The organism is Rhizobium sp. 11_C7_N12_5, from assembly GCF_051811145.1.
GTDB lineage: Bacteria > Pseudomonadota > Alphaproteobacteria > Rhizobiales > Rhizobiaceae > Rhizobium > Rhizobium lusitanum.
Genome location: NZ_JBPWPY010000003.1, coordinates 916,732 through 934,396, shown reverse-complemented (window position 1 = coordinate 934,396; position 17,665 = coordinate 916,732). Strand labels below are relative to the sequence as shown.

Annotated in this window: 16 protein-coding genes; 7 read left to right on the top strand and 9 right to left on the bottom strand. The window is 58.9% G+C overall.

Annotated elements, in window-relative coordinates:
* The first annotated feature begins 49 nt into the window (after positions 1–49).
* The 4 genes from AB8B29_RS33810 to AB8B29_RS33795 all read left to right on the top strand — a co-directional run bounded on the left by AB8B29_RS33810 (position 50) and on the right by AB8B29_RS33795 (position 6,937).
* Positions 50–811, top strand: a complete 762-nt coding sequence (locus AB8B29_RS33810; RefSeq protein WP_439007074.1) for an ImuA family protein — start codon at positions 50–52, stop codon at positions 809–811.
* Positions 726–2,249 (top strand): Y-family DNA polymerase, encoded by a 1,524-nt coding sequence (locus AB8B29_RS33805; protein ID WP_439007073.1) that lies wholly within the window; start codon positions 726–728, stop codon positions 2,247–2,249. Before AB8B29_RS33810 ends, AB8B29_RS33805 begins: the two co-directional genes overlap by 86 nt.
* A complete protein-coding gene (locus AB8B29_RS33800; protein ID WP_439007072.1) occupies positions 2,246–5,512 on the top strand; it encodes an error-prone DNA polymerase in 3,267 nt (1,088 codons plus the stop codon). Before AB8B29_RS33805 ends, AB8B29_RS33800 begins: the two co-directional genes overlap by 4 nt.
* A gap of 150 nt (positions 5,513–5,662) precedes the next feature.
* A complete protein-coding gene (locus AB8B29_RS33795) occupies positions 5,663–6,937 on the top strand; it encodes a hypothetical protein (RefSeq protein WP_439007071.1) in 1,275 nt (424 codons plus the stop codon).
* A gap of 456 nt (positions 6,938–7,393) precedes the next feature.
* On the opposite strand, the gene AB8B29_RS33790 is transcribed toward AB8B29_RS33795, so the two are convergent.
* The 8 genes from AB8B29_RS33790 to AB8B29_RS33755 all read right to left on the bottom strand — a co-directional run bounded on the left by AB8B29_RS33790 (position 7,394) and on the right by AB8B29_RS33755 (position 15,282).
* A complete protein-coding gene (locus AB8B29_RS33790) occupies positions 7,394–9,052 on the bottom strand; it encodes an FAD-dependent oxidoreductase (protein ID WP_092574639.1) in 1,659 nt (552 codons plus the stop codon).
* 24 nt (positions 9,053–9,076) lie between these two features.
* A complete protein-coding gene (locus AB8B29_RS33785; RefSeq protein ID WP_081938877.1) occupies positions 9,077–9,379 on the bottom strand; it encodes a UBP-type zinc finger domain-containing protein in 303 nt (100 codons plus the stop codon).
* A gap of 376 nt (positions 9,380–9,755) precedes the next feature.
* On the bottom strand, positions 9,756–10,235 hold the full coding sequence (locus AB8B29_RS33780; RefSeq protein WP_112440922.1) for a sigma factor-like helix-turn-helix DNA-binding protein: 480 nt from the start codon (positions 10,233–10,235) through the stop codon (positions 9,756–9,758).
* A gap of 392 nt (positions 10,236–10,627) precedes the next feature.
* Complete coding sequence (locus tag AB8B29_RS33775) at positions 10,628–11,041, bottom strand: GlcG/HbpS family heme-binding protein (RefSeq protein WP_037201199.1); 414 nt, start codon at positions 11,039–11,041, stop codon at positions 10,628–10,630.
* Positions 11,042–11,228: 187 nt separating this feature from the next.
* Complete coding sequence (locus tag AB8B29_RS33770; protein WP_037201200.1) at positions 11,229–11,948, bottom strand: hypothetical protein; 720 nt, start codon at positions 11,946–11,948, stop codon at positions 11,229–11,231.
* Positions 11,949–11,974: 26 nt separating this feature from the next.
* The gene (locus AB8B29_RS33765) at positions 11,975–12,805 is read right to left on the bottom strand and encodes an alpha/beta fold hydrolase (RefSeq protein ID WP_112440924.1); all 831 of its coding nucleotides are present in this window, start codon (positions 12,803–12,805) and stop codon (positions 11,975–11,977) included.
* A gap of 379 nt (positions 12,806–13,184) precedes the next feature.
* Complete coding sequence (locus AB8B29_RS33760; protein ID WP_245297517.1) at positions 13,185–13,745, bottom strand: TetR/AcrR family transcriptional regulator; 561 nt, start codon at positions 13,743–13,745, stop codon at positions 13,185–13,187.
* A 142-nt stretch (positions 13,746–13,887) separates the two neighbouring features.
* Complete coding sequence (locus AB8B29_RS33755) at positions 13,888–15,282, bottom strand: ATP-binding protein (protein WP_439007070.1); 1,395 nt, start codon at positions 15,280–15,282, stop codon at positions 13,888–13,890.
* Positions 15,283–15,637: 355 nt separating this feature from the next.
* Between AB8B29_RS33755 and AB8B29_RS33750 the strand changes: the two genes are divergently transcribed.
* The 3 genes from AB8B29_RS33750 to AB8B29_RS33740 all read left to right on the top strand — a co-directional run bounded on the left by AB8B29_RS33750 (position 15,638) and on the right by AB8B29_RS33740 (position 16,810).
* On the top strand, positions 15,638–15,940 hold the full coding sequence (locus AB8B29_RS33750) for a hypothetical protein (RefSeq protein ID WP_037201205.1): 303 nt from the start codon (positions 15,638–15,640) through the stop codon (positions 15,938–15,940).
* A gap of 98 nt (positions 15,941–16,038) precedes the next feature.
* Complete coding sequence (locus tag AB8B29_RS33745) at positions 16,039–16,398, top strand: response regulator (RefSeq protein WP_037201208.1); 360 nt, start codon at positions 16,039–16,041, stop codon at positions 16,396–16,398.
* Positions 16,399–16,402: 4 nt separating this feature from the next.
* Positions 16,403–16,810 (top strand): nucleotidyltransferase family protein, encoded by a 408-nt coding sequence (locus tag AB8B29_RS33740; RefSeq protein WP_245297516.1) that lies wholly within the window; start codon positions 16,403–16,405, stop codon positions 16,808–16,810.
* 51 nt (positions 16,811–16,861) lie between these two features.
* On the opposite strand, the gene AB8B29_RS33735 is transcribed toward AB8B29_RS33740, so the two are convergent.
* A complete protein-coding gene (locus tag AB8B29_RS33735; protein ID WP_037201210.1) occupies positions 16,862–17,524 on the bottom strand; it encodes a response regulator transcription factor in 663 nt (220 codons plus the stop codon).
* Positions 17,525–17,665: the final 141 nt, after the last annotated feature.

The following is a 17,665-nucleotide window of genomic DNA, read 5'->3' as shown; positions in this document are numbered from 1 at the left end:
ATCAGCCAAGCGCCATATTGCAAACCCCTGAGGAGCCTATCTGTCCAAAATGCCCGAACCTGCCGTCAGTTCCGTCGTCGCCGAGCTTCGAGACCGCATCCAGCGGCTCGAAGGTCCAAGCGGCCGTGTGCGAGAGGTTTTGCCATTCGGTGTGACGGATATCGACAGCCGGCTTCCGGGAGGAGGGCTGGCGCTCGCAGCCCTGCATGAAGTCGCCGGCGGTGGCAACGGCGCCATCGACGGCGCGGCAGCAGCCCTGTTCGCCGCGGCAATTGCCGCCCGCTCGAAGGGCCAGGTGCTCTGGTGCGTGACACGGCCGGACCTGTTCGCGCCGGCGCTGGCCCAGGTGGGGCTGCTGCCCGGACGCGTTATCTATGTCGAGGCCGGTGACGAGAAATCATTGCTCTCCTGCATGGAAGAGGGCCTCCGACACGGTGGCCTCGGTGTCGTCGTCGGTGAGCTGGCGCGGCTGTCGATGACCGCCTCGCGCCGGCTGCAGCTCGCGGCCGAACGTTCCGGCACCATCGGCATTGCCATCCGCCGCTGGCGCCGACAGACCGAGGCCTCCGATTTCGGCCAGCCGACGGCCTCCGTCACCCGCTGGCGGGTTTCTGTCTTGCCATCCTCCCCCTTGCCCGTCCCAGGCGTTGGTCGTGCCCGCTGGTTGCTCGAGCTCATCCGATGTCGCGCCGGAGACAGTGCCGATTTTGAAGTGGAGGCCCCCGATGCCAAGGGTCGTATCGCTCTTCCTTCCGAGCTGGTCCACGGATCGCCTCAGACGGAAACTGGGCGACGCAGCACCTCCGCCTGAGACGCCGCTCGTCCTGATCGGCCGCGAGCAGCGCCGGCGCGTCGTTCTGGCGGCGAACGCGGCTGCGATGGCAGCCGGCTTGCGCATTGGCATGCCGGCGACCAAGGCGCAGGCACTCGTCGCGGACCTCGTCGTCATGGATGCGGATCCGGCCGCCGACGCCGAGGCACTCGACCGCCTGGCGCTCTGGGCCTTGCAGCGCTATGCGCCGATCGTCGCCGCCGATCCGCCTGATGGGCTGGTGATCGACACCACAGGCGCCGATCATCTGCATGGCGGCGAGGCGCTGATGCTGTCGGGCATGGTCAACCGCTTCTTCGCCTCCGGCATTTTCGCGCGGGCGGCGGTTGCAGACAGCTGGGGTGCTGCCCATGCCTGTGCCCGGTTTCTGACAGATCCGACACTTGTCATTCCCACGGGCGCTCAGGCCGACGCTGTCGAAAATCTGCCGATCGCAGCGCTTCGGCTCGATCCCACTATTGTCGCCGGTCTTCGCGTTCTCGGGTTCAACACGATCGGCGAGCTGGCAAGCCAGCCGCGTGCGCCGCTCACCCTTCGCTTCGGGCCGGAGCTCGGCCGCCGTCTCGACCAGGTGGTGGGGCGGGTCACCGAGCCGATCGATCCGGTGCGCACGCCGGAACTGGTTGAGGTCCGCCGGTCTTTCGGCGAGCCGATCGCGGCGGCCGAGACGATTGCGCGCTATACCGCCAAGCTCGTGGACCAGCTCTGTCGCGCGCTGGAAGAAAAAGGTCTCGGCGCCCGCCGCATCGATCTGCTGTTTCACCGGGTCGACAGCTCCTACCAGGCGATCCGCGTGGGAACCGCGACGCCGGTTCGTGACCTCAAGCGACTGACGCGACTGCTCACCGACCGGATCGAGACCATCGATCCCGGCTTTGGCATCGAGATCATGTCGCTGACGGCAACCCATGCCGAGCAACTCATCGAACGCCAGGTAATCTCCTCGCTGGTTGAAGAACCGCAAGCCGATGTGTCCGGGTTGATCGACATCCTTGGCAACCGTATCGGTGAGCGCCGGCTCTATCGCCTTGCGCCCGTTGCCAGCGATGTGCCCGAACGCTCCGTTACCCGCGTGGCGCCGATGACCCCGGACAAGGGCGAGACCTGGCCGGATCATTGGCCGCGGCCAACGCGCCTGTTGCCGCATCCGGAATTGATCGAGACCATGGCGCTCTTGCCGGATCACCCGCCGGTCAGTTTTACCTGGCGCGGCATCCGCCGGTGGGTCAGGCGCGCCGATGGGCCTGAGCGCGTCTTTGGCGAGTGGTGGAAACGCGATGCGGAGCTTGCAGCCGTCCGTGACTATTTCCAGGTCGAGGACGATGCCGGCGAGCGTTATTGGATTTTCCGGTCCGGCGACGGCGAGCATGGGGAGACCGGCAGTCACCAATGGTTCCTGCACGGGATATTCGGATGACGAGCCTGAGATATACCGAATTGCAGGTGACCTCGCATTTTTCCTTCCTGCGCGGCGCCTCCTCCTGTGAGGAGCTGTTCGCGCAGGCGGCCGAGCTCGGTATCGAGGCCCTGGCGATCGTCGACCGCAACAGTCTCGCCGGCATTGTCCGCGCCCATCAGGCGGCCAAGGACACCGGCGTCCGGCTGATCGTCGGTTGCCGCCTGGATCTCGAGGGCGGCCTGTCGGTGCTCGTCTATCCCACGGATCGACCCGCCTATGCCAGGCTTTGCCGGCTGCTGTCGCTTGGCAAGAAACGTGGCGGCAAGGCGAAATGTCGGCTGGATTGGGCTGACCTCGTCGCCTATGGCGAGGGGCTGATTGTGGTCCTCCTGCCGGACCAGGCCGATGAGACCTGTGCCCTTAACCTGCGCCGCCTGCGAAAAACCTTCGGCGATCGCGCCTATCTGGCGCTGACGCTGCGCCGCCGGCCGAACGACCAGATGCGTCTTCACGAGCTGTCGAACATGGCAGCGGCCATGGGTGTTGCGACTGTCGTCACCAACGACGTGCTGTTTCACATTCCCGAGCGTCGCATTCTGCAGGATGTCGTCACCTGCATTCGCCACACCGTCACCATCGACGATGCCGGGTTTCGGCGGGAGCGGCATGCCGACCGCTATCTGAAGCCGCCGGAAGAAATGGTGCGGCTGTTTGGCCGCTATCCGGAAGCGCTCGCCCGCACCGTCGAAATCATGGAGCGCTGTCGCTTCTCGCTCGACGAACTCGCCTATCAATATCCGGAGGAGCGCGCCCATCCGGACCTGACGCCGCAGCAGACATTGGAGCAATTGACGTGGGAAGGGGCCGCCTGGCGTTATCCGGAGGGTTTGCCGGACAAGGTGCGCAAAAACCTCGAGCACGAATTGCGGCTGATCGAGAAGCTCGAATATGCGCCGTACTTCCTGACGGTGAACTCGATCGTCCGCTTTGCCCGCTCAAAAGACATTCTCTGCCAGGGCAGGGGTTCGGCTGCCAATTCGTCTGTCTGTTATGTGCTCGGCATCACCTCGATCGACCCTGATATCAACGACCTGCTGTTCGAGCGCTTCGTCTCCGAGGAGCGGCGCGAGCCGCCGGACATCGATGTCGATTTCGAGCACGAGCGGCGCGAGATCGTCATGCAATGGGTATTCGAGACCTATGGCCGCGATCATGCCGCCCTCTGTTCGACCGTCATTCGCTATCGATCGAAAGGAGCGGTGCGCGATGTCGGCAAGGCACTCGGCCTGCCGGAGGACATGACAAAGATGCTCTCCTCCAATGTCTGGGGCTGGGGCGAGGACGTTGGCGAACAGCATGCCAAGGAGCTCAATCTCAATCTTGGCGATCGGCGCCTGCGACTGACGCTAAAACTTGCCCGGCAGCTGATGGGTGCCCCGCGGCATCTCTCCCAGCACCCGGGCGGCTTCGTTCTGACCCGTGACCGGCTCGACGAGCTCGTGCCGATCGAGCCTGCGGCCATGGCCGATCGGCAAGTGATCGAGTGGGACAAGGACGATATCGACATCCTGAAGTTCATGAAGGTCGATTGCCTGGCGCTCGGCATGCTCTCCTGCATGAAACGGGGCTTTAATCTGCTGGCCGAGCATAAGGGCATCACTCTCGATCTTGCCACCATCCCGCCCGAGGATCCTCGCACCTATGCGATGATCAGGAAGGCCGACACGCTTGGCACTTTCCAGATCGAAAGCCGGGCGCAGATGTCTATGCTGCCGCGGATCAAGCCGCGCACCTTCTATGATCTCGTCATCGAAGTGGCGATCGTCCGCCCCGGTCCGATCCAGGGCGACATGGTGCATCCCTATCTCCGGCGCCGGGAGGGCAAGGAGAAGGTCGTCTATCCCAAGCCCGAGCTGGAGAAGGTGCTTGGCAAGACGCTCGGCGTGCCGCTGTTCCAGGAACAGGCGATGCGGGTGGCAATCGAATGCGCCGGCTTCACGCCGGGCGAGGCCGATCAGTTGCGCCGGGCCATGGCGACCTTCAAGCATACTGGCGGCGTTTCCAAGTTCGGCCAGAAACTCATCTCCGGCATGGTGGCGAACGGCTACGAGCAGGAGTTTGCCGAAAAGACCTTCAAGCAGCTCGAAGGGTTTGGCAGCTACGGTTTCCCGGAAAGCCATGCCGCCTCCTTCGCCCTGATCGCCTATGCCTCCTCCTGGCTGAAATGCTGGCATCCCGACGTCTTCTGCGCCGCTTTGCTCAATGCCCAGCCGATGGGCTTTTATGCGCCGGCCCAGATCGTTCGCGATGCGCGCGATCATGGCGTCGAGGTCCGCCCGGTCTGTGTCAACGCCAGCCGCTGGGATTGCACGCTTGAGCCGACGGGTGACGACAGCCGATTTGCCGTCCGGCTTGGCCTGCGGATGGTCAAGGGGCTCGCCAATGCAGACGCCGCCGCAATCGTTGCGGCCCGTGCCGACCAGCCGTTCGCCTCGGTTGACGATCTCTGGCACCGCGCCGGCGTGCCGGCCGCCTCGCTCGTTGAACTCGCCGAAGCCGATGCCTTCCAGCCATCGCTAAAGCTTGCCCGGCGCGAGGCGCTCTGGGCGATCAAGGCATTGCGTGACGAACCGCTACCGCTGTTTGCGGCCGCATCCGCACGCGAAAACGAGACCGTTCCGGAGCTTGATGAGCCAACAGTGGCATTGAGACCCATGACATCAGGCGGCGAGGTGGTCGAGGATTACGGCCATGTCGGATTGACCCTGCGCAACCATCCCCTCTCATTCCTGCGCACCGATCTGGCCAGGCGCCGTATCGTCACCTGCCGTGAGGCGATGCAGGCCAGCGATGGCACGTGGCTCGAGGCCGCCGGCCTCGTGCTCGTTCGCCAGCGGCCGGGGTCCGCCAAGGGGGTGATGTTCATCACCATCGAGGATGAGACCGGTATTGCCAACCTCGTCGTCTGGCTAAAGACCTTCGAAAAATATCGCCGTGTCGTGCTCGGTGCCGGCATGATCGGTGTCCATGGCCGCATCCAGCGGGAAGGGGAGGTCGTGCATCTGGTCGCACATCGGCTGGCTGATCTGTCGGGGGAACTGGCAAGTGTTGGGGATCGGGATGCCGTCTTTCCGTTGCCGCATGGGCGTGGGGATGAGTTTCATCATGGGTCGCCTGTGCCGGATCCGCGCGGGTTTCCGAAGGGGCCGCGTGCGCGGGACGTCGTGGATGCTTATCTGCATTTGGATGCGATCAAGGTGAAGACGCGGGATTTTAGGTAGTTGGCGGCGGAGTGGTCGCACGTTTCGATCCCATCAAGAGTGCCGATTGCCGCACTCGGAGAGTTATTTAAATTTGACGAGCGAGTGAGCCGAACTGTTAATGCCCAGCGGCTATCACTCGCCACTATTGCAATGATGGATTGGTGGGACATGTCGCCGAAAGTTAGTTGCAGATCTTGTGGCTGCAAGCCGAGCAGCATCACGCTTGCCGTGTTGGTTGGACTTGTTTGCTTCGCGATCGCATCATCGTCGCTGCGGGCGCAGAATGCACCTGCCTCGCCAATAAAGGCTGGCGCGGGAACCGTCGGCGAAAGAGTACAATCCGCAACAGACGCGCTGGTGCGGGCATTTAGCTTTGGGGCGGATCTGAGCCCGCAAACTCTCATCAAGATCTTGCCCGGCGACTGGACCGTGTTGTCGTCGGAGGCTTTCGCGGGCGATATACCCGCGGACAAACTAAAGCAGTGGTGCTCGTTCAACCGGGTTAGCATCAAGCAGACGGATCCGGCTTATCCGATCTTTGAAGGTCGGATCGGCAGGGAAGGCTCCAGGCGGTTTGAATTGCGGCTATCTGTCGGGGCAGCGTTTTATTGGATCGCCAATGTTCAAGACGAGATGCGGGCTCTCGGCCTTGACAATTCTCCGGATGCAGACGTTGCGAAACTTCAGCGTGGCTTGGTCATGCAGAGGAGTGTGCAGCAAGGTGTGGCTTTTCCGTTGAATGACGATGTCATTGGTTTTCAGAATACAGCGGTCCCATCGAGCGCAAGCTTCTGGGTGCGGTGTCCTGGTGAGCCCGAGGACGGTGCGAGAAGTGCGCGGAATATCCAGATCGTGAACACGATCGTAAAGACAATGGCTCAGCAAGCCGGGTTTTTGTCCTACGGTTCCGATGGATCTGTTCCATTTGTCAGCAAGATGCAGGGCAGTTGGACCTTGGTCGACGAACTCGCCAAATCCAAGGTACGAGACAAGACCGTCGCCGAACTGTGCCAAATCCGTCGTGTCGACATGCAAGCGAACCATCAGCCTTTGCCGATCCTGACCGCCCATGTCATCGACACGACTTCAGATTACGACCGGCCCGTACCGGCTTCGCAGGATGAATTCGAGTTGCGGCTCGCCGGTGACGGCGAGCTCATGCGAGTGGCGCTCCACGATCCAATGGTCGAGGTCAAAGAACACCCCGAGCGTTTGCGCATTCCACCTGCCGCGGAACGCGACGCAGTCGCCAAACGCCTTCAACAGACTGCCATCGGCTGGTACCGCCAAACGGCGTTGTCCGCAGCGTTGCCGCTTACGCTTGTTCCGATCGACGATGATACGCTTGTCGAAAGCCCGAAGAACACATGGGGGGAGCCTCCTTCCTACGACAGTGGGCCGTCCGCCTTCAAACGCTATTGGCTGCGCTGCCCTCAAAGCTGATCCGTATGGTGGATGTGAAAAAGCATGCAAGGATAGACCCCAGCGGAATCCGCGATAACGAACTGAAAACGTTGAAGATATCAAAAAATGGAGTCAAGACTTACGCCGATCGTGGCACCACCTCTACATCCATTTACGAATGAAAATCAATAAGTTGCGCCCTATTTAAGAGGGTTCAACCTTCGGCTCCGGGTCACAGCCGGTCTCGCTTGTTTAAAATCATCGGTCAGAAAAAAGGTCTCGAAGCTGCAGCACTGTTCTGCGAACTGTGCAACGGTCTTCTTAAAGTCAGAGCTGCGATCATGACGGTAGCGCACCGCGTAGCGTATATGCGTTAGTCGGGTTGCCAAGGCGCTTCGTGCCAAACGCCTTCATTAAGATCGATGAAGCGGGTGTGCGATCGCTATGCATTCGGTGACCAACGGCTTCAGACGTGATCCTGGCCAAGGGCGACGGTTAGGCGGATGCCCTTAGCGCAGCGTGGATCTGGGCAACCACCGCGGCACCCTCACCGACTGCCGCAGCCACACGTTTCGTGGAACCTGAACGAACATCTCCGATCGCGAATAGATTCCTTAGACTGGTTTCAAGAGATGATCGCATGTCCGCGTCGGAACCGCGGCTTGCGTCAGGGCCTGTCACAATGAAACCCGACCGATCCCGCTTCACATGCTCGACGAGCCACGCGGCATTGGGGTCTGCTCCGATAAAAAGAAACATATGCCGCAGCTCGAGATCTCGCTTTTCACCCGTCGCGTTGTTCCTGACGACTGCTCCAGAAAGCTCAGAGCGGGTGTCGCCAGATACAGCGTCGATCTCGCAGCCCATATGGATTTCGACATTTGGTAGCTGCCCTATGCGGTCCACCAGATACTGAGACATTGTCTCTTCCAGGGGGCGGCGGGCAACGAGGTGCAGTTTCTTTACCTGCGGCGCGAGGTAGGCGACCGCCTGTCCTGCGGAATTGCCGCCGCCAACAAGCGCGATCTCTTCACCTTGGCAGAGGCGGGCTTCAACAGATGTGGCCCAGTAGGAAATCCCCGATCCCTCGAATTTATCAATGTCCGCGACGGCTGGTCGGCGGTACCGAGCACCTGACGCGATTACGACAGTTTTGGCCCGAACGGACCGACCGTCATCCAGTTCCAAGGAGTGATAACCATCCGATGCGGGCACAAATTTTCGAACTTCGATTGGCAGCGCGATCTCTGCACCAAACTTGAGGGCTTGGTTGAACGCTCTGCCAGCAAGAGCTTGTCCCGATATTCCCGTTGGAAAGCCAAGGTAGTTCTCGATTCGAGCCGACGCCCCGGCTTGGCCGCCAACAGCTCGTTCATCTAGCACTATCACTTTCAAGCCTTCGGAGGCGGCGTAGACCGATGTAGCCAATCCAGCGGGACCCGCCCCGACGACTGCGACGTCATACACAACGTCTGTGTTGATGTCCGGTGTGATCCCAAGGCAAAGAGCGGCTTCCTGATTGCTTGGATTGTTGAGCACATTGCCGCTAGGGCAAACCATGATAGGCAACTCGTTGGCCGAGATGCCAAGCTTTTTGACGAGGTCTCGACCACTCTCGTCTGCTGAGGCGTCGAGAACCAAGTGGGGATAGCCGCTGCGCGTAAGAAATCCCTGCAGACGAGTGATGGCGGGGCTCCCAGGGGTGCCAATTAGGATCGAACCAGCCCCTCCGTTGTCGATCAAAGCAACGCGACGAAGGATAAAGGCTCGCATCACCAATTCGCCAATGTCGGCTGAACCGATAACCAACGCCCGGAGGTGTGATCCGTCGTAGGGTAGCGCAATGCATCCCTCCGCACCCGCGACACCTCTCAACAATGAAGGTCGACCTGCCAGTTGACTGACCTCGCCTGTGAACTGGCCGGACGAATAGGTCACCACATTTAGTTCATGGGCAAGGCCGTCGTGGCGAAAGACGTCCAAGCTTCCTTCAAGCACGAGCCAGACCGGCGCGTCTTTTTCGCCGAAATCTACCACCATCTCACCTGCATAGAAGTGGCGAGGTTCTCCGCTGGCGAACCTGCGGGCGGATATCATCTGGCTAGCACTTAGGACTGGGAACATCTGTTCCGCGCGATTATTCGAAATTGCCATGAGAATGCTCCAGCCGGTCCGGCTTCAATAGAATTTGGGAATAGGTCCCGGATGTGGTGTCTGGTCGGGGAGTTCGACGATTGTCTCGTCGACAAAGCACCATCCCCAACCTTCGGGAGGATCGTAGCCCTCGATTATGGGGTGGCCGGTCTCCTGAAAATGCTTGGTAGCATGGTGACCGACGGAGTCATCGCAACATCCGACATGACCGCATTCCCGGCAGAGCCTGAGGTGTACCCAGCCTTGTCCAATCTCCAGGCATTCCTCGCAGCCCAATGTGCGAGGTTTCACTCTGTGTACGCTAGATCTATGGGTGCACGTACTCATCGGGAGCTCCATCCGATTGGCTGTTGTAAATGACCGGGGGATTGTACCGAAGTGCCTGCTTCTAGCAACGCGCGGGAGCTCCACCCGGCTAAGGCCCCGATAAAAATGCCTGCCACCACGCCAAGGACGAGCGCTGTCTGTCGCGGCAGTTGATATCCTGCGCTATGGAGTGCGGTGTTTAAGCTTGCGGGAACATCTTCAGTCCCGACGGGGCCAAGCGTTCGACGAAGGGCCTCGGCCTGACGTTCATAGGCGCCCACACGTTGAGCGGCGCTCAGATCGCCATGGAGATAGTTCTCGACTTCAGTCTTTTTCTCTGGAGCGAGACTGTGATCGATGAAGCATTGAAGGTCTGCTTCTGTGATTACCCGAATTGTCACTTCACCCTCCGCAGGTAAGGCCCTTTGATGAGCGTTTGCCGGAATGGGGCTTCGACAATGAGCCTGAGCTGCTCCCGCGCTTGCGGCAGCAAACGTAGAAGCTCGCCCTCCGAAATATCTAAGACCTGCGCAGCCTCGCGATGAGGGAGCCGCTCTACCGAAGTCAGAAGTATCGAGCTTCGTTGGACCGGCGCCAGTTTTGACAAAGCGATCGCTGGTCCGATGAACTTTTGCCCATAGTTCTCAGAATGGTCAGCGGTCGGTGTTGGCGACGCTTGCCCATCCACCAGGCCACACATCAACCTAAGAGCACTGAGGCGTACATTTGAGTGCGCCATCCAGAGCCACCGAGCTCGCAATTTCTTAAGAGTGGTGAGCACGAGGACATCCGCTGCATCCACGTCCTGACAGTGGCCTCGTGCAAAACGCCTCAACGACGGAAGGTGTGGGAGGACCGCTGCGCTAAAGTTTTTCATAGGTTTTTCTCTAAGCGCCGGACGGGGTCAAATATTGGATGATTTCGCCGCCGCGTCGGTGATGCTTCAACTCTCGAAGCGCCTGAGCCGGGAGTCGGCAGGAGGCTTAGTCACAGGATCGGATTGTCAAAGAATTAGCCGCGCAATTGGATACACTCGTCTCATCAGCCGCCCGGGATCCGCCCTCCCGCTGGCCGCTGATCGTGAGGGCAAGGCCCTCACAGCGAATGCTCTCCAATCCGCATTCGCGTCGCGGCCCCTCCTTTTGAATCCCCTCATCAAAACGAGGGGCCGCAAAATCTTCGAATTCTTTTGCAGTTAGAAGCCGCGTCGATCTTCGGGAACCGGACATATCGGCTCCCTTGTCTCGTCTAGTCATTGGATTTCTTCTGCTAGTTTGGGGTTGGAAGAGCTTTCAGCGCGGCTTCAGCAACCGCGATATCCTCATCGATTGAGCCGCCGCTTACGCCAACGGCTCCTGCCACGTTCCCATCGAGAAGGATCGGGATGCCCCCACCAAGAATGACGTAAGTCCCGCCATTGACCGAGCTGACGGCGAATAGCGCTTGTCCTGGCTGGATCATCGGAACGAAGACGGCGGACGGGGCTCGGAACGCTCTGGCTGTCCGGGCTTTGCCGATCGCCAAGTCGAATGCTCCAGGCCAAGCCATGTCCATCCGCGCCATGGCGACCAGGTCTCCACCACCATCGAGAATGACGATTGTGGACTTAACGCCGATCTGTTTGGCCGCATGTTCGGCTTTTTCGATCATGGCTCTGGCGAGGGAGAGGTCGACGACACTCATGTTGTTATCCAGTGTGTTGAGGGATCGGGGCGCCACTGCGCCCAGCGGTGGCTGGGTGCAGTTAGCGCGATTGTCAGATCGGGTAGGGTGATGACTCGTGCGGCTTGTGACGAGCGGCCGATTGCAGGTCGAACACCGCGTGCGACCGTTGAGGGCGGGCGAGGGCGGTGCCTCGCCCGCCGGGCGATCAACTTAGTTTGATGTCAGAGAGATCGATGGAAACGACCAACGGCTCGGCCATCGATTGTCCATCAGGCTGGCGCGGAAAGATGCGGCGTACAGTCGGGAACTTGATCCCCTGAACTTCGGTATAGTCGCTGATGTAATGCGCACCGGGTGTGTTACCAGCGATCTCGACGTCGTAGTCGTGACGCTTCAGCAGACCGGATTCATCGATGTATAGCGTCTGGACGGTGCTGTGGGTCGCGATTTCTTTCGGGAACGTCACCTTCAGGCGCTTCCAGGTCTCGCCTTTCTCCGTCCAGTCACCGAGCTCTTCGGTTTCAACTCCCGGCGCCGCGAGCAGAAACGGCATATTGAGATAGGTCCACATGGCGATCCCGGCGAAGTAGGCAAGCTGCTCCTCAGACCAGGGTGTTTCCAAGGTGTGGCCAGCGAACGACGCGCGAGGGCTTTCGAGTTCGTCGACGATATTCCCGCCGTTGTCCTTGATGGTGACCTTGCCTGGTTCGAAGCGTGTGACTTTCGCCTCGGGACCCAGAGGGGAGTGCGATGCCCATTCATCGCCGAGACCGACGGTGACGTTCGTTTCATCAAGCTTTCCAGCCTGGCCCTTCAGTGTCCAAAGGGCGCCGCCTTGGACGAGGTGAGCGGACAGCTGAGAGAACTTTTTCCACTGATCGAGACCACCGTGGGCGTTGATAATCTTCTGTGCGAGTACGTTCATGGTATTTCTCCTTGTATGTGAAGCGATCAGGCGTCCAGGAATGTTTTTACGTGGGCGACGAAGGTCTCGGGGTACTGGAACAGCGCACCGTGGCCAGAGTCCGGATAGATGATCAGGGTGGCCGTGCTCATGTTCTTGAACATCTCGTACGCGTTGATCGACGGGAACATAGTGTCGTCGCTTCCGTGAACGATCAGAGCGGGCTGTTTGATTGCCTTCAGGGAGGCGTGGTCCGGGTCTTGCTCAGCGCACCAGCCGATAATTGAAGCGGCCTGAGGATTGCTGACGTCGTCGCCGCTGTCGGGGTCACGATCGTTCTTGCGGACGGTAGCACGGGCAACGAAGGCTCTCGCGGCTGCTTGGCTTGCGTCTGACGACGGGAAGAAGAGGGGGAGGCGCACATCAGGAGCATTCTTGGAAAACGCGTCCTCGACGACCTCCATGAGGTGCTCTTCCCCACCCTTTGGTGCGGTGCCAGCAAGGATGATTTTGCGGACCTTGACAGCGGAACGGGCGGCCATGATCTGCGCCAAGAAACCGCCGAGCGAGAAGCCAAGGAGATCGACTTCAACAAGGCCAAGTGCGTTGATGAAGTTCTCAGCGTCAGTCGCCATCTGAACGACGTTGTCGGGCGTCTTGCCGCCAGATGTCCCGACGCCAGCATTGTTGAAGATCACCACCGGGCGATCCGCTGCAAGTGAATTGGCAACGATGGGATCCCAAGCGTCCATTGTTCCGGTGAAGTGCTGCATAAAGACGAGCGGCACGCCGGTCTTCGGCCCAAGACGGCGATAGGCGAACCGTATGCCCCCAGCCTCGACGTATTCGGTAGGTGCTGTCTCTAATGTGACGGACATGCTGTATTCCTTCCTCTGTGATGCGGCTCGAGCCGTGTGTGTTTCCGAGGAGATACTGCCTGGCGGGTGCCAATCACGCGAGTTAAGGCATATTAAGTGATGTTAAGGTCGAAATACCCGGGAGCAGCCATTAAATTGCTGAACAAAGAGGAGGCGTTGGCACCTGGCTTGCGCATTCGAATCTATTCGAAAGAGGTGCCGAATTTTCTCGGCGAGGCTGTCCAGATGACGCTTATTGAGTTTTGACCTTGCAAATTATCGTGCGCCAGCGCTTCAAGCTGCTGCCGGACGCAGCCTATATTGCAAAGAACGACTTTCCTTTGCCCACCAGGACGGCTCCACCGATGAGCAAGCTACCGTTTAACATTTTGGGGCGATTCTAGGGTTGATGTGGACCCACATTGCTGAGCAATACAAAGGCCATTTTGAAGAAGTCATCCAGCGGACCACGGTCGCCGGTTAGCTTCGTGCGAAGTTCACAACCTTCCCAGCTGCTCACCAAAAATCGAGCGAGTTCACTCGCCTCGATATCGGAACGAACTTGTCCGATTTCTTGTGCTGCTTTCACGGCTGCTGCCAAGCTCTGTGTCCATCTGTCAAGATCCGAACGCAGAGCCGCTTGTAAAGCAGGAACCGCCGTCGAACTCTCAGCGGTTAGATTGGCAATCAAGCAACCACGGTCAAAACCGTATTGCTGATGACGCGCCAGGCAAAGTTCGAAGTGGCATCGGATCCGATCTAAGGGTGCGAGGTTGGCGTCAAAGAGAATTTCCCGGTGAGAGGAAGCCGCGTATTGTTCCAACACCGCGATCGCCAACTCTTCCTTCGATTGGAAATGGTTATAGAAGCTCCCCTTTGGAACTCCCGCGGTGTCAGAAATTTCTTGGACACCACAACCATCATATCCAAGCGCGTGAAAGCGCTCCAGACCAGCCGCCAAGATCCGTTCCCTCACAGACGTTGCCAATTGTCGTCTCCCTTTTCAAAAGGGGATACGGACGCAGCCGTCAGCCTTCAAGCCCCGCGAGCAAATAGTAGCTGAAAATTGAGGGGTGCAGGTTCATGAATCTGAGCCGATTGAATCAGCTGGGCCTTGGCCCTGAGCCTATTTCAGACGTTGGATGCGGGCTGCGGCCAGGCATTCCCGGCATTCCGAAGTTGTCACGATCTTGCTTCGCGACTAATTCGGCGGCGAATTGTGCCGATGCCTCAGAGAGAAACCAGGCATGAGATCCAGAAGAAAACTTCAGCAGCGACTTCGAAATCAACCCTTCCATCGCCTCATCACCGATGCGGAGACGGCGCGGTTCAGTCGCCTCAGTACCCGCAAGCGCGCAAAACGCGTCCCGTTCTTCTGAAGTCAAAGACCTATAGCTCCAGTCCAAATTCGCACGTAATGACTTGTGTCTCTCGGGCGCAGTCCGGCGGCCAAAGCGAAGAACTGCCAGAGGCTCATGTAGTGCTGCGTCAAGACCAGAAATGCCAAGGTCCCTTACGCGGTGCGCTGCGAGTTCGAGCGCAAGTGGAAGGCCATCCAATCGACGGACAATATTGGCAGCAAGCTTAGTTGTCCGTGGGTCAGCAGTATTGATCTCAGCGCCCGCAGCCAAGGCTTCTTCTAGAAAGTAAGTGAGGGCGGGAGAGACTTCCAAGCATTCCGTGTCGTCATTTCCCGGGAGGTCGAGTCCGGCTAGGTACCTGACGCGTTCGCCAAGGCTGCGTAGTGGTTCGCGACTGGTCGCGAGAACCATGGCGGAGGCGGTGCTGGCGACAAACGCTTCGGCGAACGTCGCGACGTCGTCCACGATGTTTTCGCAGCCATCCAGAATAAGCATGATGTCGTCATCGCGTACCGCATCAGCGATTCTCGCGACCGTCAATGTGGTGCGCGAGTACTGCAGTAGCGCCCTTCCTACAGCCGAGAGTAAGCCTGCTTGGTCGCGAGCCTCAGTTAGGTCGATAAGGAACACCTTCTTTTTCAGTCGTAGGAGGTTCCCAATCGCGATCGCAACCGCGGTCTTTCCAGACCCTCCGGGGCCAACGATGCTCGCCAAACGGTGAGGCTCATGTGCCCACCGGGCCAAAACGGCATCGCGACCGACCAAAGGTCGGCTTGGCCACGGCAGGTTGCCCTCCTGAGCCTGCTGCACCGGTGTATCCAAGGGAGGCTTGCGCGTCACAGAGGCGGCAAAAACGTAACCCTTCCCCGCAACGTTTTGGATGATCCCGGTGGCGCCCTTGTCGTCGAATGCCTTTCTGAGGGCGACCAGGTGAACGCGCAGCGCTCCCTCGTCGACATGAGTGCTGCCCCATACCGACTTGATGATCTCGTCTTTCGATATGATCTCGCCCGGGCGGCTTGCGAGCGAAGCGAAGATATCGAACGCCCGTGGCCCCAGGCGCACGCGCTCTCCCCGATGGGTGAGCTGTCGAGCTTGGAGGTCGAATGCGAATTCGCCGAAAGACGAGCTGTTCATTGTGTTCCCCCAGGTCATTGTCGATATGCGACCGTTTCAAAATGGCGATCACGGTACCGGTGATGACGTCAGAGGCTACCCGATGACAGGGATGGTTCAATCGCAACCAAGGTGCAGTCATCCTATACGCCGGTATAGGTCGGCGTCGCTGCGGAGCCCACGCAACGGGAGGTTTCTGCCGCGGGTATGAGAATTCTGTTCTGAACGAGGGCGGGGACGTGAGGACGCAGACCCCACGATCAGCTTTCATCAGCCCATACAATGGTTTGGGGTGTCGAAACCACTGTTCAATCGAAAGCCGGACTGGAACAGGGCATCTTTGGCTCATTCACAAATCAGCCCAAGGAATTTTATTATGAATGTCTATCTCGGGACCATCGCTCGCTCTTCTGGCACCATAAAAGTTGCAGCATACCAAAGCGGCTTGGCTTTTACTAAGCCCTCCGAGACCGCATACGAGCGCAGCCCTATTCATTGTCCAGACCTCACCGACGAGATCGTCTTTCAGGGCATTCTATCCCCGTTCCAGAGAAGCAAGATCATGCGGGCCGGAAGCCGTTCTCGCAACAATGACGGTTACGAAGTGACTGGTGCAACTGTCATACATCAGCGTCCGCGCGAGTGGATCGTATCCGTTGGCGGGAATACGCTTCATTAGCCATACATGAAATACAAACCATCGTATGATTTCGGAGAGCTCGGAAAAGCCCTACGTTCGCCGCAACGCTGCATCGGCAGCCATGAAAGGAAAACTCAGTGTCTGCCGTTAAGAAATCCGTAGCGATCGTCGATGACGACGAGGTGCTCCTTGAGGCAACAAGCGGCTTCCTGGAGGCAATGGGTTACGAGCCGTTGCCGTTCCCGTCAGGTGAGGCATTCCTGAACTTCGATCAAAAAGAGGGTCTCACCTTGCTCCTGTCAGACATCAACATGCCTGGAATGAGCGGTTTCGAACTTTTGGACATTGTTCGAAAAAAGCACCCCGAGATGCGAATCGTGATGATGACGGCCCTGAAGGACGAAAACATCATCCGGAAGGCGCTTGCGGGTGGAGCGCAAGCTCTACTGCAAAAGCCGATCCTCGCAGATGACCTCGTCAAGTGCATCGAAGGCTGAAGGCGTGAGCATTGCGCTGACGTTTCTGAAACTACCTTCGGTCGCGGCTGTCCTGCTCGCCGCTGGAACGGCCAGCAGAATGGGCGAGGGCGGAAAGGACAAGCTCCAAGCAGAGTTTGACAATGTTCCCCTCGTTCGCCGCTCAGCAATTGCGGCGTTTGGGAGCGGCGCCAGCTCAGTTGTTGCTGTAGTGGGTCATCGGCACAACGAAATCTCTGCCACCTTATCAGGCATCCCAGTTAAGCCTGTCTACAACCCACATTACGGTAGCGGCATGGCGTCATCACTGATCGCCGGATTTTCGGCCTCTGTGACGGAATTGAAAGGCGATATCGGCGCCCGTCAGAACATTGAGAGGTCTGGCGTCCGATCATCGAAGTTGAGATCTGCGCCGCAGCCAGCCTCGACGTGAGCACTGTAGAAGATCTTATCACAGCCAGGCGGAAAACCCACACGATAGCCGCTAACCGGCGCTGGCGGTTTGAAGGCTGTCTACCTTACGAATCAGATCGGCGATTGAGGTGGCTTTCATCTTCCGCATGACGTTTCCACGGTGAATCTTGACCGTGATCTCGCTAAGTCCCAGCTCGTGAGCGATCTGCTTGTTTAGAAGGCCCGTGGCGACGGCCGCCATCACCTGCTTTTCGCGAGGGGTGAGCGTTGCGGCCAAGGCGGCAACTTCAGAGTTCGCCGAAATCTCCGAGCGTCGGGCCCGGTCCTTCTCAATGGCAATCGCCACAGCGTCCAGCATTTCTTGGTCACGAAAGGGCTTGGTCAGGAAGTCGACTGCACCAGCCTTCATTGCCCTGACGCTCATCGGGATGTCCCCATATCCTGTCATGAATATGATCGGCAGCTGATTTCCCAATGCATTGAGCTTGGTTTGCAGATCGAGCCCACTTAGGCCCGGCAACCTGACGTCGAGGACAAGGCAGCCTGGGCGGTCAGGAAGTGCTTCTGCCAGTAGTTCCGCAGTTGAAGCAAAGCCAAGGGTCTCAATTCCCACAGATTGCAGGATCTCTCGGAGACCTTCTCGCATACCATGGTCATCATCGACGACGACAACCAACGCGGCGGAATTATCGGTCGGGCTAACCGCCGCGGATTTGAATGGGCGCGTCGTCATTGGTTAAACCCTTCAAGAAGCTTTTGTATCCTACTCGACACATAGCTTTTGCGCATCGAACCCGTCAATATGAATGGCCGCCGACCGTAGCGAGCCAACCCCATATATTGGTATTGGATTTGAGGGTCCAACATTGACTGC

Excerpts from the sequence above, each read along its gene's own strand:
- AB8B29_RS33785 (WP_081938877.1), bottom strand. The coding sequence starts at position 9,379 with ATGAGTACGTGCACCCATAGATCTAGCGTACACAGAGTGAAACCTCGC.
- AB8B29_RS33790 (WP_092574639.1), bottom strand. The coding sequence starts at position 9,052 with ATGGCAATTTCGAATAATCGCGCGGAACAGATGTTCCCAGTCCTAAGT.
- AB8B29_RS33800 (WP_439007072.1), top strand. The coding sequence starts at position 2,246 with ATGACGAGCCTGAGATATACCGAATTGCAGGTGACCTCGCATTTTTCC.
- AB8B29_RS33805 (WP_439007073.1), top strand. The coding sequence starts at position 726 with ATGCCAAGGGTCGTATCGCTCTTCCTTCCGAGCTGGTCCACGGATCGC.
- AB8B29_RS33750 (WP_037201205.1), top strand. The coding sequence starts at position 15,638 with ATGAATGTCTATCTCGGGACCATCGCTCGCTCTTCTGGCACCATAAAA.
- AB8B29_RS33780 (WP_112440922.1), bottom strand. The coding sequence starts at position 10,235 with ATGAAAAACTTTAGCGCAGCGGTCCTCCCACACCTTCCGTCGTTGAGG.
- AB8B29_RS33770 (WP_037201200.1), bottom strand. The coding sequence starts at position 11,948 with ATGAACGTACTCGCACAGAAGATTATCAACGCCCACGGTGGTCTCGAT.
- AB8B29_RS33735 (WP_037201210.1), bottom strand. The coding sequence starts at position 17,524 with ATGACGACGCGCCCATTCAAATCCGCGGCGGTTAGCCCGACCGATAAT.
- AB8B29_RS33795 (WP_439007071.1), top strand. The coding sequence starts at position 5,663 with ATGTCGCCGAAAGTTAGTTGCAGATCTTGTGGCTGCAAGCCGAGCAGC.
- AB8B29_RS33765 (WP_112440924.1), bottom strand. The coding sequence starts at position 12,805 with ATGTCCGTCACATTAGAGACAGCACCTACCGAATACGTCGAGGCTGGG.
- AB8B29_RS33755 (WP_439007070.1), bottom strand. The coding sequence starts at position 15,282 with ATGAACAGCTCGTCTTTCGGCGAATTCGCATTCGACCTCCAAGCTCGA.
- AB8B29_RS33810 (WP_439007074.1), top strand. The coding sequence starts at position 50 with ATGCCCGAACCTGCCGTCAGTTCCGTCGTCGCCGAGCTTCGAGACCGC.
- AB8B29_RS33775 (WP_037201199.1), bottom strand. The coding sequence starts at position 11,041 with ATGAGTGTCGTCGACCTCTCCCTCGCCAGAGCCATGATCGAAAAAGCC.